Raw genomic sequence first — 24,229 nt, forward strand, 5'->3', positions numbered from 1 at the left:
GCCCAGGTGGCAAACGGTGTGTAGGTTGTCGCGCATTCTGCGTCGGCGATCCTACAAGACACACCGCCTTTGCTTTTCAGTCCGGAGTGAAGCGCATACGGCGCGACAGCCGACACACCGTTTGCCACCTGGGCGGCCGTGGACTAACTGGTAAGGCGCGCTGCGACGCGGGGGCTTGAAGCGGGTGATGCGGCCTTAAAGAGCGCTGGCAGCGGGCATCAAGAAGAGTGATGCCGCATGAAGGATAGGACCGGTGGGGGGCCCGCAGGCAACTACAAGAACTGGCGGTGTTCAGCGGCTTTCTTTTGCCTACTTTTCTTTGCCGCGGCAAAGAAAAGTAGGTGCTGCCCCGCACAGGGGCGACGCGTGAGGTACCACTAACAAAACGCGGATGCCAGCGAGAACACAAAGCCTAAACCAGCGTCACAGACAACCAAAAAAAATCACGCAGCGATCCGATCGCGACCAGCCGCCTGCTGGCGCACATCATCACGCCGATGCACCCGCGCCCCAGCAGCATAAGTCTCAAACACAGCCCGATCATCCCCGAGCAGGGCAAACGCAAACAGCAGTTCTTCGAGCGTCTCAGTCCGCGCAGTCCGGCGCGCCAGCAACGGCGTAGCCTTAGGATCCAGCACGACAAAATCCGCCTCGGAACCCACGCCCAGCGTGCCGACCTTATCAGCAAGATCGAGCGCCTCGGCAGCACCTGCCGTCGCCAGCCAGAACATCCGCGTCGCCGTCAGATGATGCCCGCCAAGCCGCGCAACCTTGTGCGCTTCGTTCATCGTCTGCAGCATCGAGAACGACGTGCCGCCACCGACGTCCGTGGCCAGCGCAACCGCCATCCCCGATTCCCCAGCCTTGTCGAAATCGAACAGTCCGCTGCCGAGAAACAGGTTCGACGTCGGGCAATGCGCAGCCACCGTGCGCGTCTCGGCCATACGCCGGCGGTCCTCGGCATCGAGATGAATGCAGTGCCCATACACGGCGCGCGGACGCAGCAAACCATAGTGATCGTAGATGTCGAGATAACTGCGATGCCCAGGAAACAGACTCGCCACCCATTTCACTTCGTCATGATTCTCCGCGACGTGGCTCTGAATGAATACATCAGGGTGCAGCTTTGCCAGCGCGCCCGTGGCTTCGAGTTGCGCTTCCGTTGACGTCGGCGCAAAACGCGGCGTCAGCGCGTACATCTGACGTCCCTTGTTATGCCAGCGTTCGATCAGTTCGGCGCTGTCGTCATAACCCGTTTGCGCCGTGTCGCGCAAAAACTCGGGACAGTTGCGGTCCATCAGCACCTTGCCGCCGATCATCCGGACATTGCGGCTCTGCGCTTCCGTGAACAGCGCATCGGCCGACTGCTTGTGCACCGTGCAGTACACGAGTGCCGTCGTCGTGCCGCACGCGAGCAGTTCGTCGACGAAGAAACGCGCCGTGTCCTGTGCGACGGCGGCGTCGCTGAAGCCGCGCTCGGTCGGGAAGGTGTACGTGTCGAGCCACGGCAGCAATCCCGGCGCGGGCGACGCAATCATGTCCGTCTGCGGGAAGTGAATGTGCGTATCGATGAAGCCGGGGACGATCAGCTTGTCGCGCATCTCGACCACCTGTGTCCCAGGCGCAAGCCGCGCCGCCGTGGACGCATATGCGCCCGCGGCAACGACGTGCCCGTCTTCGACGATCAGAAGGCCGTCTTCGTTGAAGACCGCGGCGTTGGACGATTGCGCAGGATCGCCGTTGAACGTCAGCAGTTGTGCGCGATAAGCTGTTTGAGTCATGAGTGAAACCGTCTCCGAACTATTAGATCAAGCGGGGATCAAGCAGATGCGCGCCAGTGCGCATCGAGTCTGGCGATCATCGCGTCGCGTTCCGACGGCGTCACGAACGACGCCTCGAAACTGTTACGGATGATCGTGTACACCTCGTCGCCGTCGAGCTTGAGCGCATCGATCGTCGCGAGGTAGTTTTCGTTGACGTAGCCGCCGAAGTAGGCGGGATCGTCGGAATTCACGGTGACGGCGACGCCTTCGTCGAGCAGCGCCTTCAACGTATGTTTGGTCATGTCGTCGAACACGCACAGCTTCAGGTTCGACAGCGGGCACACCGTCAGCGCCACGCGCGAATCGGCGAGTCGCGCAACCAGCGCCGGGTCTTCGATACTGCGCACGCCATGATCGACGCGATCCACTTTCAGCAGATCGAGCGCTTCGTAGATGTACGACGGCGGGCCTTCCTCGCCTGCGTGCGCGACCAGTTTCAGGCCTTTATCGCGGGCCTTGGCGAACACGCGCTCGAACTTCGACGGCGGGTGGCCGCGCTCGGACGAATCGAGGCCCACGCCGATCAGCCGTTGTTTGTACTGGTCGAACAAGGGCAGTGCGGCATCGAACGTTGCGAGTGCATCTTCTTCCGACAGATGGCGCAGGAAGCACAGGATCAGCTTGCTGGTGAGGCCGCGCGTTTCGGCTTCGGCCAGCGCACGGTCAATGCCCGCAACCACGGTGGCGATCGACACGCCGCGCTCGGTGTGCGTCTGCGGATCGAAGAAGATCTCCGTGTGCACGACGTTGTCCGCGAGCGCGCGCTCGACGTAGGCCATCGTCATGTCGTAGAAGTCCTCTTCCTTCAGCAGCACGCTTGCGCCCGCGTAGTAGATGTCGAGGAACGATTGCAGATCGGTGAACGCATACGCGGCACGCAGCGCCTCGATCGAGTCATACGCGAGCTTCACGCCGTTGCGTTCGGCGAGCTTGAAGATCAGTTCGGGTTCGAGCGAGCCTTCGATATGAATATGCAGCTCGGCCTTCGGTGCGGCCATTGCCTTCTCAACTAGCGGGGAAAGTGGTTTTGTCGTCATGGTCGGTCAAGGAGTTATCAGTTGATTTATTCAACACCCGATGGCTAGTCAGGCGTCCCCCAATGCGTCGATGCTCAAACCGTCTGCATCGCGTGCGCTGCGGTGGCTTCGACGGCCTGCAGCAATTGCGCTGCCGCCGAGATCGCAATGATCTCCGGCGACTTGTCGACGCTGCCATCCACGCCGAGCGGACATTTCATCCGCGCAATCGTGGCCGGATCGAAACCGCGCGCGGCAAGCCGGTGCTCGAACTGCTTGCGCTTGGTATGCGAGCCGATCATGCCGAAGAACGCGAAGTCGCCGCGTCGCAGGATGCGCTCGGCAAGATCGAGATCGAGCGCGTGGTTGTGCGTCATCACGATGAAGTACGTGTGCGGCGCGGCCTTGTCGATGGCTTCGTCGGGCGCGTCGTTCGCTTCGATCGTCAGGTTCGCCGCGCCCAGCGTTTCTGGCGGCGGGAACTGCGCGTCGCGTTCGTCGACCCAGTGCACATGGCAGGGCAAGGTGGCCAGCACGCGCACGAGCGCGGCGCCCACGTGCCCCGCGCCGAACAGCACGACGGGAAAGTCGCGCGGCGCAATGGTCTCGGTGAGCAGCGCGCTGCTGTCGTCGAAACCCGCGCCGTCCCACAACAGGCAGTCGGCGCTTTCGACGCCCGGTTCCGGATCGGACAGCATCACCGCATCGGGTGCGGGCCCGAATGATACGCTACGCACCACCGATTGACCCGCCGGCACGCGCTTCGAGAGCGACGTGACCCAACCGAGATCGCCGATATCGAGCCGCTCGAACGCGAGCACCACGGCGCCGCCGCAGCACTGCCCGAGGCTCGGTCCCAGTGCGAAGCGTTCGAGCCGCCGCATGTTCGGCGCGCGCATGCCGTCGCGCAGCACCTGGCGCGCGCTTTCGATCGCTTTCCATTCGAGATGCCCGCCACCGATGGTGTGACGCGCCGAATCGCGCGTGACGATCATCTTGGTGCCGGCATCGCGTGGCGCCGAGCCTTCGGCGCGCGCGACCGTCACGAGCACGACGGCGTCGCCGTGCGCGAGCAGTTGCTGCAGATCGGTGAGCCAGGCATGCATCCGGCGGTTCTCCTTACAAGGCCGCGCGGGTTGGCCGCGCAGCCGGTTGATCGTGTGTGCGTTGCGGTCGTGGCGCGCGGCACGTGCTACAGGTTTCTTGCTATGCGGTCGTGCCCGCGCCAGCCGGTTCCTGCGAGCTGGGACTGGCCGCTGACTGGATCGGAGCAACGGGCGTTCCGGCCTGAAGCGCCTCGATCGCGTCGAGAATGGCTTCAGGCGTCGCGGGCGCGCGTAACCGCGGTGCGGGCGGGGCCTCGGGTGCGGTGGCCGCGACGGCATCGCGGATCGCAAGAAACACCGAGAACGGCAGCAGCAGCGGCGGCTCGCCGACAGCCTTCGAACGGAACACGGTCGGCTCGACGTTCGGGTTGTGATACAGATTCACGTTGAACGCGGCGGGCGTATCGCTGATGGCAGGAATCTTGTAGGTGGATGGCGCGTGCGTCATCAGCCGTCCATCGCGGTTCCACCAGAGCTCTTCCGTCGTCAGCCAGCCCATGCCCTGGATGAATGCGCCTTCCACCTGGCCGAGATCGATGGCGGGGTTGATCGACTGGCCGGCATCGTGCAGTACGTCGGCGCGCACGAGTTTCCATTCGCCCGTCAACGTATCGATCACGACTTCCGCGACGGCCGCGCCGTAAGCGAAGTAGTAGAACGGATGACCCGTCAGCGTCTTCGCATCCCAATGCACCTTGGGCGTTGCATAGAAACCATCCGACCACAACTGGATACGCGCCAGATACGCCGCGCCGACCAGTTGTGCAAATGGCATCGCCGCGCCGTTCGCGTGCACTTCGCTGTTCTCGAAGGTCACGTCTTCCGGTTTGCCGCCGAGTTGCTTCGCTGCGAGTTCAGCGAGACGTTCCCGGATCGTCTGCGCGGCGGCTTCGGCCGCCTTGCCATTCAGATCGCTGCCCGTCGAGGCAGCGGTAGCGGACGTGTTGGCGACCTTCGACGTATCGGTTGCCGTCACGCGCACGCGCGAAAGCGGCAGGCCGAACGCGTTCGCCACCACCTGTGCGACCTTGGTGTTCAGCCCCTGGCCCATCTCCGTGCCGCCGTGGTTGACGAGCACCGAGCCGTCCTTGTAGACATGCACGAGCGCACCTGCCTGGTTCAGGAACGGCACGTTGAACGAGATGCCGAACTTGACGGGCGAATACGCGATGCCGCGCTTGAGCACCGCACTCGATGCATTGAATGCGGCAATAGCCGCGCGGCGCGCCGTGTAGTCGCTGGTGCCGATCAGTTCGTCCGTGAGCGGCGCGATCACGTTGTCTTCGACGGTCTGACCGTACGGCGTGACGTTGCGCTCGCCGATGCCGTAGAAGTTCGCGCGGCGCACATCGAGCGGATCGCGCTTCAGCTCACGCGCGATGCCGTCCATCATCACTTCCATTATCAGCGCGCCTTGCGGCCCGCCGAAGCCGCGAAACGCGGTGTTCGACTGCGTGTTGGTCTTGCACGGCAACGCGACGATATCGACATCCGACAGGTAATACGCGTTGTCGAAGTGACACACGGCGCGCGTCGCCACGGCGCCCGACAGGTCCGCCGAAAAGCCCGCGCGCAACGCGATTTCGACGCGCGCGCCGAGGATGCGGCCGTCGTCGTCGAAACCGGCTTCGTAGGCATAGATCGCGTCGTGGCGTTTGCCCGTGATCATGAAGTCGTCGTCGCGGTCGGCGCGCAGCTTCACGGGACGGCGCAAGCGTTGCGCGGCCAGCGCAGCCGCACACGCGAACAGCGCCGACTGCGATTCCTTGCCGCCGAAGCCGCCGCCCATGCGTCTGCATTCGCAAATCACGCTGTGGGTCGGCCAGCCGAACATATGCGCGACGACATGCTGCATTTCGCTCGGATGCTGCGTCGAGCTATAGACGAGCATGCTGTCCATTTCCTTCGGCACCGCATACGCGACCTGGCCTTCCAGATAGAACTGCTCCTGGCCGCCGACTTCGAAGGTGCCTTCGAGCCGATGCGGCGCGCTTGCGATCTTCTCGTGCGGCGTGCCGCGCTTCAGATGCAGCGGCGGCAGCACGTACTGCTTTTTCGCCTTGGCGTCGGCAGCGGTGAGCACGGCTTCGAGCGGTTCGTAGCGCACGACGTCATCGCTTTTCGCAAGCGCTGCCGCGCGCCGCGCCAGTTCATGCGTCTGTGCGATCACGATGAAAACGGGCTGGCCGAGATACAGCACTTCACCATCGGCGAGAATGGGATCGTCGTGCAGGACGGGGCCACAGTTGTTTTCGCCGGGAATGTCATCGGCCGTCAGCACGGCGACCACGCCGGGCGCGGCGCGCACGGCATCGAGATCGAGCGAGACGATGCGCGCGTGAGCATGCCGCGACAAGCCGAGCGCCGCATGCAGCGTTTGCGCGAGTTCGGGAATGTCGTCGGTGTAGGTGGCTTCGCCGCTCACGTGCAGCGCCGCCGACTCATGCGGCAACGGCACGCCGATGGCGGCTTGCGCCTCATGGTCCGGGTGCTGGATGAAGACATCGGTGCGCCTGTTCATGGCGTCTGCTCCTGCGCGCTCGCCGTGTGCAGTGTGCTGGCTTCGAAGGCGAACGCATTGACATCGCACAGCGCGAGCGGATTGGCGTCGCGCGTTTCCAGATGGAAGCGCCACAGCAGATTGCGCGCAACCTTCAGTCGATACGCGCTGGTCGCGCGCATGTCGCTGAGCGGCTGGAAGTCGGCCGTTACCGCGTCCATTGCGCGTCGTGCGGCGTCGGCGTCCCAGGGAGCGCCTTGCAGCGCGGCTTCGGCATGCTGCGCGCGCTTCGGCGTCGCGGCCATGCCACCGAACGCGATCCGCACATCGGCGATTGCGCCGTCCACGATACGCAGCGCAAACGCGCCGCACACAGCCGAAATATCCTGGTCGTAGCGCTTCGAGACCTTGTACGTGCGAAAACGCAGATCCGTTGCGGGACGCGGCACGCGGATCGCCGCAACGAATTCGCCCGCTTCGAGCGCGGTTTTCTGATAGCCGAGATAGAACGTGTCGAGCGGCAGCGTGCGCGTCTTGCGCTCGCGCTGCAGCACGACGAGTGCGTTGAGCGCAATCAGCGCAGGCATCGAATCGCCGATGGGCGAACCGTTCGCGACATTGCCGCCAAGCGTGCCCGCATTGCGAATCGGCAGCGACGCGAAACGGGTCCACAGTTCGGCGAGTTCGGGATAGTCGACGGTGAGCGCGGCGTAGGCGTCGTCGAGCGAGACGGCGGCGCCGATGGTGAGCGTCTGCGCGTCGCGTTCGATCGTTTTCAGTTCGGCGACGTTGCCGATATACAAGATGTCGCCGAGATCGCGGAACTGCTTGGTGACCCACAGGCCGACGTCGGTGCTGCCTGCCAGCAGCCGCGTATGCGGGTGCTGGGCGCGCAGCGCGGCGAAAGCGTCGAGCGTGACGGGTGCGAAGAACGCGGGCGAGCCGTACGATGCGCCGCGCACGTCGGGCGCGCGGTATTCGAAGGTATCGCTGCGCTGGATCGACTGGAGCGCCTTGACGACGGCGGCGCGGTCGAGGCTCGCGCGCGGGTAGTGCTGCTCGTCGAACATTTTCTGCGAAGCTTCGACGATCGGCCGGTAGCCGGTGCAGCGGCACAGGTTGCCGGAGAGGGCGGTGTTGATTTCGTCGCGGGTCGGCAGGCCGGCGCCGGCGGGCTGGTTTTCGTAGAGCGCCCACATCGACATGGCGAAGCCGGGCGTACAGAAACCGCACTGCGAGCCATGGCAGTCGACCAGCGCCTGTTGAACAGGGTGCAGCGCGCCGTTCGGGTCGCGCAGGTCTTCGACGGTGAAGAGTGCTTTGCCGTCGAGAGTCGGCAGAAACTGGATGCAGGCGTTGACGGCCTTGAGCTTGAGATGGCCGTGCGCGTCGGGTTCACCCACGACGACTGTGCACGCGCCGCAATCGCCTTCCGCGCAGCCTTCCTTCGTGCCCATGCAACGCAGGTCTTCGCGCAGGTGCTGGAGCACGGTGCGCGAAGCGGGCACGCCGCTGATTTCGCGGACGGTTCCCTGGTGATAGAAGCGGATGGTTTGCGTTGTCACGGCGAATCCTGAAGACATTGCGGACCGGGCGCGCGTTACGCATGGGGTCGCGCCGTAGCCGGCCTCGCGCACGTAGATCGCCATCCATGTACGACCTTAACACCACTTTGTCCCAAAAATATTTTTCTGCTCGAATGGGGGATATTCGATGGTTGTCATAAGGTGGGGAGGCGCGTGGGCGCCTGGAGGGTGGGATTTTGTGTTTGGCCTTGCGGGGCGGGGTGTTGGTGTGGTTTTTTGGGTCTTCGCTGGCGTCCGCTTAATGTTAGTGGTCTGCTAGTGTTGCCCCTGTGCGGGGCGGCACCTACTTTTCTTTGCCGCCGCAAAGAAAAGTAGGCAAAAGAAAGCGGGCTAACACCGCCAGTTCTTGTGATTGCCTGCGGGCCCCCAACGGCCCCGTCCTGTGCGCGACATCGCCCTTCTCGATGCCCGCTGCCAGCGCTCTTTATGGGCGCCTCACCCACTCCACTCACCCGTAGCGCATCCAGCGGCAGCGACCCGTCACTGCAGCCCAGGTGGCAAACGGTGTGTAGGTTGTCGCGCATTATGCGTCGGCGATCCTACAAGACACACCGCCTTTGCTTTTCAGTCCGGAGTGGAGCGCATACGCCGCGATAACCGACACACCGTTTGCCACCTGGGCGGCCGTGGACTGACTGGTAAGGTCCGCTGAGACGCGGGAGTTTGAAGCGGGTGATGCGCCCTTAAAGAGCGCCGGCAGCGGGCATTGAGACGAGTGATGCCGCATGAAGGATAGGACCGGCTGGGGACCCGCAGGCAAGTACAAGGGCTGGCGGTGTTCAGCGGCTTTCTTTTGCCTACTTTTCTTTGCCGCGGCAAAGAAAAGTAGGTGCCGCCCCGCACAGGGGCAACGCTAGCAGACCACTGACAAAACGCGGATGCAACCACCAAACCGAGCACAGCAGAACCCCTAACGTGTCCGTAACGCCCCCACCCCCGTTACGTAGCATCCGCACTCACAGCGCAACAAACCCGACCCTCAACGAAACCCCCAATCCCTTACCAGAAGCGGCTCCCAACAAAAAAACAACCAACCCCAACCCCATCCCACTCGCCTGGCACAGTCCCTGCAGTTCAGTCACCCGAAAGGCCACCGCCCCGGACAAACAGACAAACACCGCACGGACACGCAAAATGATCGCCGCCCTCCCGCTCAGCCCCGACACCGCCAATCGCGACCACACCTCGATCGCGCTCGAAAACTACGCGCAACGTCATGCTTTGCAGATCGCCGTCTGCCTGCGCGGTCTCGTGACGCGCCAGGATTTCATCTCGGTCGAATTCAACGGCAAACAGATCGTCACGCAACTCCTCGACGTCGATTCGCGTCACTCGACATTCATCTTCGACCTCGGCAGCGTCGACACCGACAATCAGGCACTCGCAACCGCCAAAGAACTGCAATTCCACGGCACGCCTTCCGGTATCCGCACCGAATTCACAACCGGCGCAGCGACCATCACCACCTTCGAAGGTCGGCTCGCTTTCGAGGCATCGTTTCCCGCCGTGCTCTACTACGTGCAGCGCCGGGAATACTTCCGCGTCGAAACGCCCATGCTCGACCCGTTCACCGCAAGCGGCAACCAGACAGGCTGCGACCCGTTCAGGCTCGTCCTGAAAGACCTGTCGCTTGGCGGCGTGGCGTTGAGAACCACCGATTCACGCTTCGATGACGTCGAACCCGGCAGCATCCTGCACGACGTCACGCTGAGACTCGGCAGCTTCGGCACGCTGCAGATCGACCTCGAAATCGTCGCGCCGCGCAAAACGATGACAGCGAGCGGCGAGCTTCAAACCGTCCTCGGTTGCCGTTTCGTCGATCTGCCAGGCACCGCCGAACGCACGCTGCAACGCGCGATCACGCAACTCGAAACGAAACGGCTGACAGTCGCATCGCGCGCCTGATTTCCGACTGACATGCTGTTAAGGGTGGCCGCATTCGCGGCCACTTTCGTTTGAACGTCTGATACCCGCATCGCCCGGCGTCGCCCGCCATCGCCCCTACCTTTCACGCATCGACCTCCCACAGGTTCACCTGAAAGAACCGCGTGTGTTATCGCGCATCCGTCAGGGAAACTCCCGATACAGGAGTTCATGACTAATAATATTATTAATTCCACCTATCCTTACCGTCCCTTCCGCAATACCTGGGATCGCCTGTACACGGCGAGGGTGAAGTCATGCTGAATAAATTAATAATAATAATGTTGACCTTCGATAACCGGGGATTCAGGAGAGACAGGTGCGCAACCTCATCGTGCTTGCGGCAAGCGCGGTCGTTCTGACCGCGTGTGGAGGAAACGGCGATTCATCGAACCCCTCGGCAGTAGCGGACGCTCAGACGCCCAACGTCAATGCCGCGTCGGCGGCGGCGTCGGCGGCTGTACAGAACGAGTTCAAGCTCGCGGGATCGACGCCACTCGGCATGCGAACCACCACGCCCGCTGTCGTCATCAGCGATCCCAACCAGCATCTCACGCCGTACACGCCGCCAGCGCCGCCCGCCGCGCTCTCGACCACCACGCTCAGCTTCGGCGACTTCACCAGCTATCTCGCGCCCGGTTCGACGCAAGGCTGGACGCCCGGCACGACGGCATCGAGCATCGCGATTCCCGCGCCCGCGACCAACGGCACGGGCGCCGGCGACAAGGCCGTCGCGCTCGGCAGCACCTACGCGACGGCGTCCTATGAAGCGGACGTCACGGTCAGCGATCCGGTCGGCGTGGGCGCAGCCAACGCAGGCTTCGTCGTGCGCACCACCAATCCGACGGCAGGCGGCCCCGACAGCCTGACGGGCTACTACATCGGTCTCGATACCGGCTCGCATACGCTGGTGGTCGGTCGCGAGAACAACAACTGGACGCAGTTCATCCAGTACCCGAACAGCAGCATCACGGGCGGCAGCACGCACCATCTGAAAGTGACCACGAGCGGCACGGCCATCCCCGTCGATCTCGACCAGAAGCGCGTGATCAGCGCCAACGACGCCACCAACGCACTGCCCGCGGCATTTGCGAACGGCAGCTTCGGCGTGCGGCGCTTCGGTGTCGGCGCGACCTTCAGCAACATCACGGTCAAGACGTATCCGGCCGTGAAATCGCCAACTTTCGATTTCTCGAAAGTGGTCGGCATGGTCTACACGCCATCGACGGCCGTCAACGCGATCGACTTCTGGGAAAACTACGATCCGCAAATCGTCAACCGCGAACTCACGTACGCACAGACCTACGGCGTCAACACGATTGCGGTGTATCTGCATTACCTCGTATGGGCCAACGACCGGGTCGCGTTCCTCAGCAAGTTCGAGAACCTGCTGGAAATCGCGTCGCGCCACGGCATCAAGGTGTCGCCGATCTTCTATGACGACTGCTGGAACCCGACGCCGGCGTTCGGCCCGCAGCCCGCGCCAGTCTGGGGCGTGCACAACAGCCAGTGGGTACAGTCGCCCGGCACACCGATCGAACAGGCGTACTTCCAGCCGACAGCATCGAACGCGTCGATCACGTACAAGGCGAGCCTCGCGAACTACATCACCGACTTCGTCGCGCCGCACCGGAACGACTCGCGCATCATCTTCTGGGAGCCGATGAACGAGCCGGGCTGCAGCGGCAACGGCGCGCTGCAGGAAACGCGCGCGGTGCTGATGAACGATGCGCGCATCGCCATCCTCAACGCGGGCGCTTCGCAGCCGATCAACTCGCCGCAGGTGCAGGAAGACGAAGGCACGTACTTCTCCGACTTCTACGCGTTCCATCCGTATAACAACCCGTACACTGGGCCGGTCAACGGCAGCTATGTGAATGCGCTGAACTCGGAAACGCTGCAGCGCGGCTTCCCGGGCACAACCGGGCAGACGATGCCGGGCATCGTGTCGAACTATGGCGGCTCGACGGGCTTCATCATCTGGGAACTGATGATCGGTCGCACCAACACGCGCTTTCACTGGGGTCAGGTGCCAAGTGCGCCCGCGACGGTCGAACCCGCCCCACCGTTCCAGGGGACGATCTATCCGGACGGCCATCCGTGGCAGACATCGGAGGTTCAGGCGCTGACGGGCGGGTTCGAGGTGAAGCTGCCGGTGCTGAACGTCGCGTACTACAACGATCCGACCTTCGCCAGCGCACCCGTCAAGACTTCGGTGACGCCACTGGTCGATTTCGATCTGAACACGGAGCGCGGCACCGATTCGCCGGATGCGTCCGCGGGCATCAATGCGACCAACTACGGTATCCGCTGGACGGGCGCGATCGAAGCCTCCTTGCCGGGTCTCTACACGTTCTCGGTCAACAGCGACAACGTCGCGCGCGTGTGGATCAACGGCGTCGAAGTCATCAACAAGAAGACCTCGACGCGCTCGACAACCAGCGGCCTCGCATGGCTGAACGCGAAGCAGCCCACATCGATCAAGGTCGAGTATGTGCACGGCACCGGCCCCGCGAACATGCATCTGTCGTGGTGGAATCCGCTTGCGCAAAGCCCCACTGCCGTGCGGATCGTGCCGTCCAGTCCGCTCGTGACGTCGAACTGACGGGCTGACGCGGGTCCATCCCGTCGCCGTTCTTTCTGATGTTTCGCCTGAAGCCGGCGCCGCGAAAGCGGTGCCGGCTTGTTCACATCGGCCTGTCGCCATCGTGCACGTTTGTGCACGTTTACATTCTTGTTTATGCACGTTAAGATGCGAGCATGAATGAAGACATCCCGCTCGCACGCCGCGACGAAATCGCCAGCCGGCTTGCGCAAGGCCAGTCCGTCGTCGCAACCGCCCTCGCTGCCGAATTCAACGTGTCAGAAGACGCCGTGCGCCGCGATCTGCGCGCACTGGCAGCCGAAGGCCGCTGCCGCAGGGTCTACGGCGGTGCATTACCAATCACGCCGGCGTCCGCGCCCATGACGGCAAGAATGGACGTGGCACGCGAGCGCAAGGCCGCGCTCGCCCGCGCAGCCGTGCCGCTGATTCAACCCGGCGAACTGTTGTTCCTCGATAGCGGCAGCACCAATCTCGCCCTTGTCGAACTGTTGCCCGAAGAAAGCGAACTCACCGTCGCAACCAATTCCGTCGATATCGCCGCCGCCGTGCTGCGCCGCTCCGATCTGCAACTGATCATGATCGGTGGATCGGTCGACACAGCCGTAGGAGGATGCGTGGACGCCAGCGCCGTCGAGCAGATCGCGCACCTGAATATCGACCGCTGCTTCATCGGCTCGTGCGCGATCTCGACGAAGAGCGGCATCAGCGCCTTCGGTCTCGCCGACGCGATGTTCAAACGCGCAGCGCTCGCCGCAAGCGAGCACAGCGTCGTGCTTGCGCTCACCGATAAATTCGACGCCCGCGCGCCGCACCGCGTCGCCACGTTCAAGTCGATCGAATGCGTGATCGTCGAACACGATCTGCCGCGCGCGGAGCGTGCCGCCCTGTCGAAGTCCGGACCGACTGTGGTCAAGGCCGATCCTCCCGCCAGCCTGTGAACCTGCACGCCCATCACTCATGAACTCAGCCACCATGACTTCCGGACAGCCCGCCGCCCGGCTCGCCACCCGCCTCGCCTTCCTCGTGGCAGGATTCGGCATTGCGTGCTGGGCGCCGCTCGTGCCTTTTGCCAAACAGCGGCTGGGCGTCGATGACGGCATGCTCGGCTTGCTGCTGCTGTGCATCGGGCTCGGCTCCGTGATCGCGATGGTGATCACAGGCGCACTCAGCGCGCGCTACGGCAGCAAGCCGATCATCGTCGCGGGCGCGCTCGGCGTGGCCGTGATCCTGCCGTTGCTGACGGTGGTCGATACACCGCTCACGCTCGGCCTGACCTTGCTTGCGTTCGGCGCGTCGCTCGGTTCGCTCGATGTCGCCATGAACATCCATGCAATCGACGTCGAGCGGCTGGAAGCGCGGCCTTTGATGTCCGGCTTTCATGCGTTATTCAGCGTCGGCGGATTTGCTGGCTCGATGGTGATGACGTTTCTGCTGTCCATGCACATCGGCCCGCTCGAAAGCACGCTGCTGTGCACGGCTGTGATGCTCGCGGCCATCGTGGCCGCGCGCTCGCGGCTGATCGAAACCGCCGAAGCGAAAGAAGGCCCGCTGTTCGTCGCGCCGCGCGGCATCGTGCTGGTGCTGGCGGGACTCACCGCGATCACGTTTCTGGTCGAAGGTGCGCTGCTCGACTGGAGCGCGCTGCTGATCACGGGCACGGGCCTCGTCGCCGCCACGCAGGGCGGACTCGGCTACATGGTGTTTTCGATTGCGATGACGGCAGGCCGCCTCGGTGGCGATGCCGTCACGGCGCGCATCGGCGACCGGTCCATGGTCTTCTGGGGAGGATGGGTCGCAACCGCCGGCTTCGTCGTGCTGCTGACCGCACCGAACGCGGTGCTCGCGATGGCGGGATTCCTGCTGATCGGCCTCGGCGCATCGAATGTCGTGCCCGTGCTGTTTCGCCAGGCAGGGTCGCAACGCGCGATGCCTGCATCGCTCGCAGTCGTCGCGATCACGACGACGGGTTATGCGGGCAATCTCGTCGGCCCGGCAGCCGTGGGCTTCGTCGCGAAGGGTGTCGGGTTGCCGGGCGCGTTCTGGTTGCTGGCCGCGCTGCTCTGTCTCGTGCCATTTTGCGCGCGCCTGGTGACGTCGAAACGTTCCTGACGGCCCGCATCTCGATGCACGCCGGCGCGCGATGTTCACGCAAGCCGGTACACCTTGCTCACGGTGCCGCGGAACAACGCTTCCCGTTCGTCACGGCTCGCCTGCGCGGTCAGGCGCTTGAACGCATTCCATCCGTTGCTGTACGGATACGAGCCTTTATCGACCGGGAAATTGCTCTCGAACATGCAGCGGTTCGCACCGAACAGGTCGATGCAGGTGTCCATCCACGGCTTCCATGCTTCGGCCAGTTGCACGGATGAAGGCGGCCGCGCACCTTTCTCAAAGTCGAAGCCGTTGATGCGCATGCCCAGACCGCCCACCTTCACATAGACGTTAGGCAGTTGCGCCAGTTCGCGCATCGAGCGGGACCAGCTGTCGAAGACCTCCTTGCGCCTGTCCTCGTAGCTCGCAATGCGCACCACGCCGCCACAATGATTGACGATGACAGGTACGTCGGGATACGTCTTCGCGAGGTCGAACAGTTCCGGAAGCTGGGGAAAAAAGAGCCACGCATCGTACGACAGACCCAGCGCGCCCAGTTGTGCGACGCCCTCACGATAATCGCGATCCAGAAGCAGCCCGCGCGGCCCCGCCGATAACGGATTGACCAGCGTCGGGTCTGCGTCCCACGTCACGAGATGGCGCACGCCACGAAAGCGCCCTTGCCCCGCTTGCAGATGCGCCTCGAGCACATCGCGCACGGCGGCGCCGCGGCGCAGATCCGCATAGCCGACGATGCCCTTCGCGACCTGCGGCTTTGCGGTCTGCAGCGGCGCAGTCGATGCGCTCACGTACTCGGTCTCGCCCACGGGCCGCAATGCCTCGGGCCCGGATTGCCGGTAATGCGTGAGCCCCTGCATGAACACCGAAGCCGTGATGTTGTGTCCCGACTGCGCATCGCCGAGATACTCGTCGAGCAGATAGGTCCAACCCGGACGATCGTAGAAATGGTGATGTGCGTCGATGATCGGCATATCCGGCTCGAGCGCGGCTTCCGTGCCGGAGGCAAGCCATTCGGTACGCACGGGCAGATAGTTGCTGGTTGAACTCATGGCGCGTGTCTCTTCCTTGCCGAAAACCTGTGTGGCCGCGAAAGCGGGCATGGCAACCGATGCAGCAGCGGCACGCAGAATCTGCCGGCGCATCGGTGATGTGAGCTTCACTGTCATTGCTTCCCCCGATTGAACGCAAACAGGGAAAGCGTCAGCAGACTCGTCAGCGCGAGCACGATCGCGAGGCCCAACATGCCCGCCGTGAAGGTGCCGAAGCTGTCCTTCAGATAGCCGACCAGATACGGACCCGCGAAGCCGCCGAGCGCACCGATCGAATTGATCAGCGCGAGGCCACCCGCCGCTGCCTCGCCCGAAAGGAAACGCGCGGGCAGCGTATAGAAGATCGTGCGGCCTGCAATCGTGCCGATCAGCGCCAGCGTGATGCCGACCATCGCGGGCAACAGTTGATGGAAATATGTCGACACGCCGAGCGCCAGCGCACCAATCAGCAGCCCTGCCGCAAGGTTCGCAATATGCCCGCCACGATGGTCGACACGCTTTGCCCACCAGAGCAGCGCGATGGTGGCGAAGAAATACGGCACAGCCGAGACCCAGCCGGTTTGCGTCACGCTCATGCCGTGCGCCTTGAGCATCTGCGGCAGCCAGATGCCGATGCCGTACGAACCCATCGTGAAGCCGAACGAGATCATCGCGAGGATATAGACGCGCACGTCCTTGAGCGCCGTGCGAAAGTCCTTTTTCTTCTGCGTCGACGATCCCTCGCGGTCGAACGCATCTTGCAGCGCGAGCCGCTCTTCGCGCGACAGCCATTGCGCATCGGCGGGTTTGTCGGCGAGCATTTTCAGCACGAGATAGCCGAGCACGCACGCAGGCAGACCTTCGACGATAAACATCCATTTCCAGCCTGCGAGTCCGAGCAGACCATCCAGTTGCAGCAACCATGACGACAGCGGGCCACCGACCAGCGACGACAGCGGCGTCGATACGGTGAACCAGGCGAGCACACGCGTGCGATAACTGGCAGGAAACCACACGGCGAGGAAGAAGATCACACCCGGAAAGAAGCCCGCTTCGCCGATGCCGAGCAGCAGACGGATCGCATAGAAACTCGTCGGCCCGGTGGCGAGCGCCGTCGCTGCCGCCATCAAGCCCCACGTGATCATGATGCGCGCGAGCCAGCGACGCGCGCCGAAACGGTACAACGCGAGATTGCTCGGCACTTCGCAGATGCAATAGCCCGCAAACATGATGCCGGCGCCCCAGCCAAACTGGGTGGCCGTCAGACCGAGATCGCGATTCATCGTCAGCGCGGCGAAGCCGACGCTCGTACGGTCCAGGTAGTTGAAGAAATAGGCAAGCGCGAGCAGCGGAATGAAGCGCCATGCCGCTTTTCTGACGGCCTGCTGTTCGAGCGTTGCGGATGTCTCCGCCGTCATGCCCGAGGAAAGAGTAGTCATTGTCGTCTCCAGACAATTCACTGACGAGGCCCGACGGCGTCGCGTCAGGCCCGGCAGTGTGTTGCTTAGCAATTGCGTTGTCGTAATGTTCGACTCGTGGCCCACGTCAGGCGCTGGCGAGTTCGTTGGCAGACGGACTCGATGCATCGCCCGACTGCGGGTGCTGGCATCCGATCACGCCGGCGTTCACCAGTTGCGTGAGTTCATCGTCGGAATAGCCGAGTTGCGCGAGCAGCGCGTGCGTGTCCTGGCCGAGTGCGGGTGGCGCGGCGCGCACGCGCAGACGTTCACCTGCCAAGGTCAGCGGCAGCAATGCCGTTCGCGTGGTGACCGGTTTGCCGGCGCCGCTCGCATCGGGTGGCAACGTCACATCGGCGAGGCCGCCTGTCGCGAGCAGATGCGGATCGTCGAACAGATCCTGTGGCTTCGTGATGGGCGCATAGGGCAAGCCGATGCGCTCGAACGTCGCGCTGATTTCCGCCGCGCTGAACGCCGCCATATGCTGCCGAAGTTGCGGCAGCAACCACTCGCGCGCCTGCACGCGCTGGTTGTTGGTGGCGATACGTGCGTCTGCCTTCAGCTCGGCAAGGCCGAACGCGTCGCAGAACAGCGCCCATTGCGTATCCGATACGACCGCGAGAAAAATCTGCTCGCCGTCTTTCACCGAAAAGACGTCGTACACCGCCCACGCGGAGATGCGGCTCGGCATCGGCGCCGCTGCCTTGCCCGTCACCGCGAATTGCATCATGTGCTGCGCAACGAGAAACACGTTGTTCTCGAACAGCGCGCTTTGCACTTCCTGTCCCAGACCCGTGCGTTCACGCTGCGCGAGAGCAGCCATCGCACCGATGGCACCGAACATGCCGCCCATGATGTCGTTGACGCTCGCGCCCGCGCGCAACGGCCGTCCCTCGGGGCCCGTCATGTAGGCGAGGCCGCCCATCATCTGCACGACTTCGTCGAGTGCCGTGCGGTGATCGTAAGGACCGGGCAGAAAGCCCTTGTGCGATACGTAGACCAGCCGCGGATTGAGCTTCGACAGCGCGGCATAGCCGAGTCCGAGCCGCTCCATCGTGCCGCTCTTGAAGTTCTCGCTGAAGATGTCCGCGCCCGCCAGCAGCTTGTGGACGATCTCGATGCCGCGCGAATCTTTCACGTCGACGGCAAGGCTTTTCTTGTTGCGGTTGAAGGTGCCGAAGAAGCCCGCGCCTGAGCCGCGCAGTGAACGCGTGCTGTCGCCGGCTATCGGTTCGAGCTTGATGACTTCGGCACCGAGATCGGCGAGCACCATGCCGCAGGTCGGGCCCATCACCATGTGCGTCATTTCGATCACGCGCACGCCGCTGTAGGGCAGCGACTGACTGGGTGCGTTGCCGTTCATTGCGCAACTCCCCGCAGACAGCCTTCCGGTTGCACCGCGCTCGGCGCCCGTCCGTCTGCGTAGCTGAAACCCTTCGGCAGCCCTGCGTCCTGCACGTGTCCGTACAAGGCTTCGCCCGGCAGCGCGTCGGCAAGGATCGCGCGAGCCGCCACGAGTGCGTCGATGTCGATACCCGTGTCATAGCCCATCGCTTCGAGCAGGAACGCGAGGTCTTCGGTGACGATGTTGCCTGTCGCGCCCGGCGCGTACGGACAGCCGCCCAGACCGGCCTGGCTTGCGTCGATGGTGGTCACGCCTGCTTCGAGCGCAGCCACCACATTGGCCAGCCCCTGTCCGCGGGTGTTGTGGAAATGCGCGCCGCCCGCCTTGTCGCCGAGTTCTGAACGCAAGCGGCGGAACATGCGGCGTACCTGTGTCGGGTTCGCGTAGCCGCTCGTGTCCGACAGCCCGACTTCATCGACACCACATTCAGCCATCGCCATGCACATGCGCATGGTCTCGTCATCGCTGACGGCGCCCGCGATCGTGCAACCAAACGCCACCGATACGCCCGCTTCGATCTGCACACCCGGAAACTGCGCATCGCGCAGCGCGACGATCTCGCGTACCTCGTCGATCATCTGCGCGGTCGTCTTGCGGATATTCGCCATCGAGTGCTCATTGGTCACGGAAACGGGCAACGTGAGCTTGTGCACGCCCGCTTCGAAGGCGCTCTGCGAGCCGCGCAGATTCGGCGCGAGCACGGCGACATGCAGGCCCGGAATCGTCAGCGCATGGGCGACGACTTCGTGGATGTCTGCCATCTGCGGCAGCAGCCTCGCCGGCACGAACGAGCCGACCTCGATCTCCTTCAATCCGGCAGCGGCCAGCGCGGAAATCCAGCGGAGCTTCGCCGCCGTCGGCATCACGCTCTTGATGCTTTGCAAGCCGTCGCGCGGGCCAACTTCGCTGACAAGCACGGTGGGCGTCGGGGAAATAGCCAAGATGAACTCCTTTTCGATGTTCTATCTGAAAGAATGATGTTCTATTTGATAGAACTATAGGAGCAAACTGGAGCGTGTTTAAGCTGGGTAAACCCGTGATTTCTACGAAATTCTGGAACTTGCGTTCTACGTGATAGAACGATAGAGTCGTTCTTAGTACAGATTGACAAGGAAACGGCTGTGCCCACCGAGAAGCGGGAAACGACATCACCCGAACCGGCTGCCCCGAACGACGAGTCGAGCGGCGTCGCCGTGCTGGATCGCGCGTTTGCGATTCTCAACGCCTTCGGACCCACCGACGATCGTCTGTCGCTCGCCGAGTTGTCGCGTCGCACCGATCTCTATAAAAGCACGGTGCTGCGTCTGCTCGGCGCGCTGGAACATGGCGGATTCATTCGCCGGCTGAGCGACGGGCAGTACGCCATCGGGCCGCAACCGTTGCGTCTCGCGGCGCTCTATCAGCGCTCGTTCCAGGTCGGGCCGGTGATCGAACCCGTGCTTCAGCAACTAAGCCGCGATCTCGGAGAGACGGCTTCGCTGTATGTGCGGCAAGGCGAGCATCGGCTCGTGCTGTTTCGCGTCGAACCCACACGCGCCGTGCGCGTGTCGATTCGCGTCGGCGAAGAGTTTCCTATCGGCAAGGGTGCGTCGGGCAAGGTGCTGCTGGCGTTCACGGAAACTCAGGACGCGCGCTGGGACGAAGTGCGCGAGCGTCTGTGGGCCGTCTCGCACGGTGAGCGCGATCCGGAGACGGCATCGGTATCGGTGCCTGTCTTTGGGGCGTCGGGAGAACTGGTGGGTGCGCTGACCCTGTCCGGACCTAAGGCACGCTTCGACATGGCATCGACGATCACGGCCGCGCTGAGCGCGTTGCTCGAAGCCGCAAAGCGGGCGACGGTGGCGCTTGGCGGTGTCGGCACGCGGTACGACGCGAGCATTGCGAATATCGCGCGGGAAGGTTTTTCGCCGGGCGAGAATCTGGCAGGCGGCGCGTGACATTAGTCAGTCAGCCGCCAGCACACGTTAGCGTTTCTGTTTGCGTTTATCGGTGATACCAGGCAAGCCGGTCGCTCCGGATGACATTCCGCGACCTCCCACGAGATCGTTGTGTATCGCATGACGGCTCACGACTCGAGGTCGCACTCATTCAATCAGCATCAACGATGCTCAGGCTATTTTCTTTCTGCTGATCGGGCGGCAAACCTGAACAGTTTCATATTTGCCGCCTGTCTAACTTCTTACACTCCGGCCCGAAAAAAATAATTGGCCCGCGCTCTATTCTTTCGGCAAACGATGCCGATAAGAGCGCTCATCAATCCCCGCTCGATGAGGCTTCACGATGTCATTCAACTTTATCGCCAGCCGCCCCAACCGGTTGAAACGCACACTCATCATGCTGGTTGGCTGCGCGGGTGTGCTCGCCAGTCTGTCGATCTGGGGCCGCGTGCCCGCTGATGTGCTCGCCGACGCTGATCGCGAAGTCGCCCGCTCCGGACCTGCCCAGCCTGGCGCCATGTGCGCGGCCGACGGCAAGGTGTCGAGAGACGCCAATGGCACCTTTCTCATGTGCTGGAAGCAGGTGTGGAGCAAGCCTTGACGGATGCGCCGCGAGCGTTGCAGTTGAAGTGACGGGCAGCATGAACACACACGGTCAAAGTTTCGGTTAGGCAGCGCACGTAGGGGTATCGCTGGCATTTGCCTGTCACACAGGACGTTGTACGATTCCTTATCAATAACCAAAAGGGAGGCCTCATGGACGGAACCTTGAGGCAGACGATGGCCGGCGCATTGCTCGCCACGGGTTGTCTGTGTTCGGCGCCGTCCCACGCGTACAGCGCGGTCGACGATTCCGAGGCGCAGGACAGGGAAGTGAAAGCGGCCTACGATCGCGGCTACCAGGCTGCGAAACAGGAACTCGCGCGTGAGGCCGCAAGCCGGGGCGCTGCCGCCAGTGCAGCGCCGGCGACGGTAGCGGCGACATCGACATCAGCGCCGGCGCCCACGGCAGGTTCAGCGACTGCGCAAAAGCCGGCGGCTCGCAAGCCTATCCTCGACATCAAGCACGTGTATAGCGATGCCAGCGATGTCGAGATTGTCAAGGAAGTGCCCGTCACGTCGAAGCCGCTCGCAGAACAGCAGAGTGCGCAGGCCGCTGCACCCGACGAAGCTCGGCCAACGCCTTCGCGGCCGGTTGCGCGTCAGGCGCCGGTTGCTGATGAATCGATGGAAGCGTCGACGGAAGCCTCGACCGATGCCGACGAGTTGCCGCCGCCCCAGCCGGTTCAACGCGCTGCCGCGCCGGTACGCAGACAGGCCGTGCAACGCGTGCCGCAGCCGCAAGCGCAACCGCCCGAAGAACTCGCCGACGACGACGGCTACGATACCGCGATGCCACGCGCGGCACAGGCATACAGCGCGCCTCAACCACAATACGCCCGGCCACGTGCGCAGTACGCGCCACCGCCCGTGGCAATGCAGCCGCCTCCGCAAAACTACGCTTACGTGCAGCGGCCAACCTATGTGGCCACGCGCCCGTACACCTACTATGGGCAACCCGCCGCCTGGGGCGATGCGTATCAGCCTGCTCCTTATGAGGGAAGGTGGTACTGGTCGCCGCAGTATGGGCGCTGGCTTTATTATTGATTGACGGGTTGCGGCGGAAACATCTGGCGAATCGTATCAGCCGCCCTGCAGATCGCCTCGCCTGACCCACCGCACCACATCATTACCACGCGCAAAGTAATCAACCTGCACCCAGTCGCCGCTACGCGCCAGTACGGCGACAACATCATCCTTCACCAGATAACCCTTTGTGCGCGCCGCATCTTGTGATGCGGAAAAAAGCGGCGCACGCTTGCTCGCAATCGTCGCAAAGCCAATCCAGTTCCGCTCTGTTTTAAACGTCAGTGAATCGCCACTTTCTATGGTCGGTACTTCACAATTTGGCAAATCGCCATTGACTTTCACCGACCATGATTGCTGGTTACCGGGCGCAAGGCTGATCGTGCCGCCCTTCTCGCCATCAAACCAGGTAGCGAATGTAATCGTCTCGCCTTTGGCGTCGCTGCTTTTCAGCAGGAAACGGCAGGTCGGATCGCGATCCGGGTTATTGGCAGCTGGCGTCGTAAAAGGATTATCGAAGAAACCTTGCACTTCACCTTTCTCCACCGCCAGATAAACCTTGCGATAGTCCAGTTGCGTGCCGGGAACCGTACGCAGTTCGTACACGCCCGAACGAAGTTCATCTGCACTTGCGCAATTGACTGTCAATATGCTCGCCGTCAGTACGCATCCCAAGCCGAAATTCCTGATCACTTTACTGTGTCCTTTTGAGGCTTTTTCGCTGCATCCACTTTTTCGAATGCATCGAAATTGTTCTTCATTTTCGTGTCGTAGTCGTTCTCTTTATAGGTGGGGCCATTGTATCGAGACGCGAATGCTGCAAAGTCTTCGTCTTTGGCTGCCTTAACGAGTGCCGAGTCCGCCTTGACGAACTTGACGAACCCCTTCAGGTGAGGTCGCTCGGATCTCGACATATCCTTGACCATCTCCTGTACGCTGCCGTAGCCCAAGGTCTTGTAGTTCGAACCCATGATCTGGAATGCACCCCACGAACACGCCTGCAACGCAGCCGACGCATCCAGCTTGTACGCCTTGCGCAAACGGCGATAGCTCAGCGAACCGTAGGTATCGCGCTCTTTCGTCAGCACGCCTTCATCGATCAGTTCCTGCGCCGTTTCCGCGTCCTTCGCATGGTCCTTGTCTTTTTTCGCGTTATAGCGAACCCAGACATCGACATCATGCGGCTTGCCGTCTTCGTCCTTAAGCTGCATCGTCTTCTTGATGTACTTCGTCTTCAAACGATAATAGCCCGTAGGCCATGACAGATCCGGATTGGTGTCCCAGTACTTTCCCCCCGACAACTTATAGAAATAGTGTCGCTCGTAAAGAATCTTCGGCACTGTTCTACCGTCGACAGTCGTGAAACTGCCGCCACCCACTTCTGTCTGGTGCACTGCCTTGATCACGTTGACCTTGCAGCCGATCTCTTTGGCGGCGTCCTCGAAATCCTTCTCGGTGATCGGGTCACCCGTGTATTTGTCGAGAAAGTCATCCAGCGACGCATCGTCACTCGTCACCTTCACAGACGCAGCGCCCGCCGCGTCGCTGGTTTGCGTTTTCTTCACGCCCTTGCCCGGTGCGAATGATGAATCGGTCTGATGGCCCGATGGCGGCGCCTTGGGACCGGGCTGCGGCGGCTTGTTCTGCGCTTCGCCGCTCTGCGGGTGTGGCTGCGTCTGCATGGCAATCTTCAGTCGCGGACTGACAAGCGTGACCAGCTTGCTGCTTTCTTCTGCAACCGTTTCGTAGACCTTCTTCCACTCGCCGTTTAGTTTCTGAAAAAAAATCTCGACGGTCTGACCTTCGAAGTCAGGCCAGAACTCTTGCAATTGGCCCGTCTTAGAGGTCGTTCCGGACACGAGTCTATCGCCACTGCGAATGCGATAAGACGCATTCGGCAGAGGGTTGTGCTCGGCGTCCAGCGTATTGGTAGTGATCTTGCCGGCCTTCTTCGGAATACGCAGCCGTTGTCCTACCTTCAGTGAACGAGGATCGTGAATCTCATTAGCGCGCGCAATGTCTTTCCACGGCACGCCCTTCTTGCCCGCGATTGCACTCAGGGTGTCGCCCGGCTGGACTGTGTAGATCTGTCTCTTATAGACATC

Annotated in this window: 18 protein-coding genes; 7 read left to right on the plus strand and 11 right to left on the minus strand. The window is 62.6% G+C overall.

Features of this window, described 5'->3' with window-relative positions:
• Nucleotides 1-443: 443 nt before the first annotated feature.
• The 5 genes from guaD to xdhA all read right to left on the minus strand — a co-directional run bounded on the left by guaD (nucleotide 444) and on the right by xdhA (nucleotide 8,010).
• Nucleotides 444-1,781, minus strand: a complete 1,338-nt coding sequence (gene guaD / locus DK391_RS39100; RefSeq protein WP_109483353.1) for a guanine deaminase — start codon at nucleotides 1,779-1,781, stop codon at nucleotides 444-446.
• A 38-nt stretch (nucleotides 1,782-1,819) separates the two neighbouring features.
• Nucleotides 1,820-2,821, minus strand: a complete 1,002-nt coding sequence (locus DK391_RS39105; RefSeq protein WP_109483354.1) for an adenosine deaminase — start codon at nucleotides 2,819-2,821, stop codon at nucleotides 1,820-1,822.
• A 113-nt stretch (nucleotides 2,822-2,934) separates the two neighbouring features.
• The gene (gene xdhC, locus DK391_RS39110) at nucleotides 2,935-3,945 is read right to left on the minus strand and encodes a xanthine dehydrogenase accessory protein XdhC (protein WP_109483355.1); all 1,011 of its coding nucleotides are present in this window, start codon (nucleotides 3,943-3,945) and stop codon (nucleotides 2,935-2,937) included.
• A gap of 100 nt (nucleotides 3,946-4,045) precedes the next feature.
• Nucleotides 4,046-6,466: a xanthine dehydrogenase molybdopterin binding subunit gene (xdhB, locus tag DK391_RS39115; RefSeq protein ID WP_109483356.1), complete on the minus strand. Its 2,421-nt coding sequence runs from the start codon at nucleotides 6,464-6,466 to the stop codon at nucleotides 4,046-4,048.
• A complete protein-coding gene (gene xdhA, locus DK391_RS39120; protein ID WP_204117521.1) occupies nucleotides 6,463-8,010 on the minus strand; it encodes a xanthine dehydrogenase small subunit in 1,548 nt (515 codons plus the stop codon). The genes xdhB and xdhA overlap by 4 nt, the downstream gene beginning before the upstream one ends.
• A gap of 1,155 nt (nucleotides 8,011-9,165) precedes the next feature.
• Between xdhA and DK391_RS39130 the strand changes: the two genes are divergently transcribed.
• The 4 genes from DK391_RS39130 to DK391_RS39145 all read left to right on the plus strand — a co-directional run bounded on the left by DK391_RS39130 (nucleotide 9,166) and on the right by DK391_RS39145 (nucleotide 14,668).
• Nucleotides 9,166-9,936: a flagellar brake protein gene (locus DK391_RS39130; RefSeq protein WP_109483359.1), complete on the plus strand. Its 771-nt coding sequence runs from the start codon at nucleotides 9,166-9,168 to the stop codon at nucleotides 9,934-9,936.
• A gap of 337 nt (nucleotides 9,937-10,273) precedes the next feature.
• Nucleotides 10,274-12,559 (plus strand): PA14 domain-containing protein, encoded by a 2,286-nt coding sequence (locus tag DK391_RS39135; RefSeq protein ID WP_109483360.1) that lies wholly within the window; start codon nucleotides 10,274-10,276, stop codon nucleotides 12,557-12,559.
• 155 nt (nucleotides 12,560-12,714) lie between these two features.
• Nucleotides 12,715-13,497, plus strand: coding sequence for a DeoR/GlpR family DNA-binding transcription regulator (locus tag DK391_RS39140; RefSeq protein ID WP_109483361.1), 783 nt, complete (start codon nucleotides 12,715-12,717; stop codon nucleotides 13,495-13,497).
• Nucleotides 13,498-13,531: 34 nt separating this feature from the next.
• The gene (locus DK391_RS39145) at nucleotides 13,532-14,668 is read left to right on the plus strand and encodes an MFS transporter (RefSeq protein WP_109483362.1); all 1,137 of its coding nucleotides are present in this window, start codon (nucleotides 13,532-13,534) and stop codon (nucleotides 14,666-14,668) included.
• Nucleotides 14,669-14,703: 35 nt separating this feature from the next.
• Here the strand turns inward: DK391_RS39145 and DK391_RS39150 are convergent, their stop codons facing one another.
• The 4 genes from DK391_RS39150 to DK391_RS39165 form a co-directional block, all read right to left on the minus strand.
• Entirely contained in the window at nucleotides 14,704-15,837 is a 1,134-nt protein-coding gene (locus tag DK391_RS39150; protein ID WP_109483363.1) for an amidohydrolase family protein, read from the minus strand.
• Complete coding sequence (locus DK391_RS39155; protein ID WP_109483364.1) at nucleotides 15,834-17,138, minus strand: MFS transporter; 1,305 nt, start codon at nucleotides 17,136-17,138, stop codon at nucleotides 15,834-15,836. Before DK391_RS39155 ends, DK391_RS39150 begins: the two co-directional genes overlap by 4 nt.
• Before the next feature lie 106 nt (nucleotides 17,139-17,244).
• Nucleotides 17,245-18,519, minus strand: coding sequence for a CaiB/BaiF CoA-transferase family protein (locus DK391_RS39160; protein WP_109483365.1), 1,275 nt, complete (start codon nucleotides 18,517-18,519; stop codon nucleotides 17,245-17,247).
• A complete protein-coding gene (locus tag DK391_RS39165) occupies nucleotides 18,516-19,502 on the minus strand; it encodes a hydroxymethylglutaryl-CoA lyase (RefSeq protein ID WP_109483366.1) in 987 nt (328 codons plus the stop codon). Before DK391_RS39165 ends, DK391_RS39160 begins: the two co-directional genes overlap by 4 nt.
• Nucleotides 19,503-19,682: 180 nt before the next feature.
• Between DK391_RS39165 and DK391_RS39170 the strand changes: the two genes are divergently transcribed.
• The 3 genes from DK391_RS39170 (at nucleotide 19,683) to DK391_RS39180 (ending at nucleotide 22,145) form a co-directional block, all read left to right on the plus strand.
• Nucleotides 19,683-20,498, plus strand: a complete 816-nt coding sequence (locus DK391_RS39170) for an IclR family transcriptional regulator (RefSeq protein ID WP_109483367.1) — start codon at nucleotides 19,683-19,685, stop codon at nucleotides 20,496-20,498.
• A 343-nt stretch (nucleotides 20,499-20,841) separates the two neighbouring features.
• Nucleotides 20,842-21,099, plus strand: a complete 258-nt coding sequence (locus DK391_RS39175; RefSeq protein WP_109483368.1) for a hypothetical protein — start codon at nucleotides 20,842-20,844, stop codon at nucleotides 21,097-21,099.
• Between the two features lie 155 nt (nucleotides 21,100-21,254).
• Complete coding sequence (locus DK391_RS39180; RefSeq protein ID WP_109483369.1) at nucleotides 21,255-22,145, plus strand: hypothetical protein; 891 nt, start codon at nucleotides 21,255-21,257, stop codon at nucleotides 22,143-22,145.
• Between the two features lie 36 nt (nucleotides 22,146-22,181).
• Here the strand turns inward: DK391_RS39180 and DK391_RS39185 are convergent, their stop codons facing one another.
• Nucleotides 22,182-22,817, minus strand: coding sequence for a hypothetical protein (locus tag DK391_RS39185; protein WP_109483370.1), 636 nt, complete (start codon nucleotides 22,815-22,817; stop codon nucleotides 22,182-22,184).
• Nucleotides 22,814-24,229 (minus strand): N-acetylmuramidase domain-containing protein (locus tag DK391_RS39190; RefSeq protein WP_109483371.1); only part of this gene is annotated, 1,416 nt, incomplete at its 5' end. The genes DK391_RS39190 and DK391_RS39185, both read right to left, overlap by 4 nt.

It is taken from the genome of Paraburkholderia sp. C35, from assembly GCF_003121405.1.
Lineage (GTDB): Bacteria > Pseudomonadota > Gammaproteobacteria > Burkholderiales > Burkholderiaceae > Paraburkholderia.

Coding starts and splice junctions, on each gene's coding strand:
- guaD (WP_109483353.1), bottom strand. CDS start 1,781: ATGACTCAAACAGCTTATCGCGCACAACTGCTGACGTTCAACGGCGAT.
- DK391_RS39105 (WP_109483354.1), bottom strand. CDS start 2,821: ATGGCCGCACCGAAGGCCGAGCTGCATATTCATATCGAAGGCTCGCTC.
- xdhC (WP_109483355.1), bottom strand. CDS start 3,945: ATGCATGCCTGGCTCACCGATCTGCAGCAACTGCTCGCGCACGGCGAC.
- xdhB (WP_109483356.1), bottom strand. CDS start 6,466: ATGAACAGGCGCACCGATGTCTTCATCCAGCACCCGGACCATGAGGCG.
- DK391_RS39130 (WP_109483359.1), top strand. CDS start 9,166: ATGATCGCCGCCCTCCCGCTCAGCCCCGACACCGCCAATCGCGACCAC.
- DK391_RS39140 (WP_109483361.1), top strand. CDS start 12,715: ATGAATGAAGACATCCCGCTCGCACGCCGCGACGAAATCGCCAGCCGG.
- DK391_RS39145 (WP_109483362.1), top strand. CDS start 13,532: ATGACTTCCGGACAGCCCGCCGCCCGGCTCGCCACCCGCCTCGCCTTC.
- DK391_RS39150 (WP_109483363.1), bottom strand. CDS start 15,837: ATGACAGTGAAGCTCACATCACCGATGCGCCGGCAGATTCTGCGTGCC.
- DK391_RS39155 (WP_109483364.1), bottom strand. CDS start 17,138: ATGACTACTCTTTCCTCGGGCATGACGGCGGAGACATCCGCAACGCTC.
- DK391_RS39160 (WP_109483365.1), bottom strand. CDS start 18,519: ATGAACGGCAACGCACCCAGTCAGTCGCTGCCCTACAGCGGCGTGCGC.
- DK391_RS39175 (WP_109483368.1), top strand. CDS start 20,842: ATGTCATTCAACTTTATCGCCAGCCGCCCCAACCGGTTGAAACGCACA.
- DK391_RS39180 (WP_109483369.1), top strand. CDS start 21,255: ATGGACGGAACCTTGAGGCAGACGATGGCCGGCGCATTGCTCGCCACG.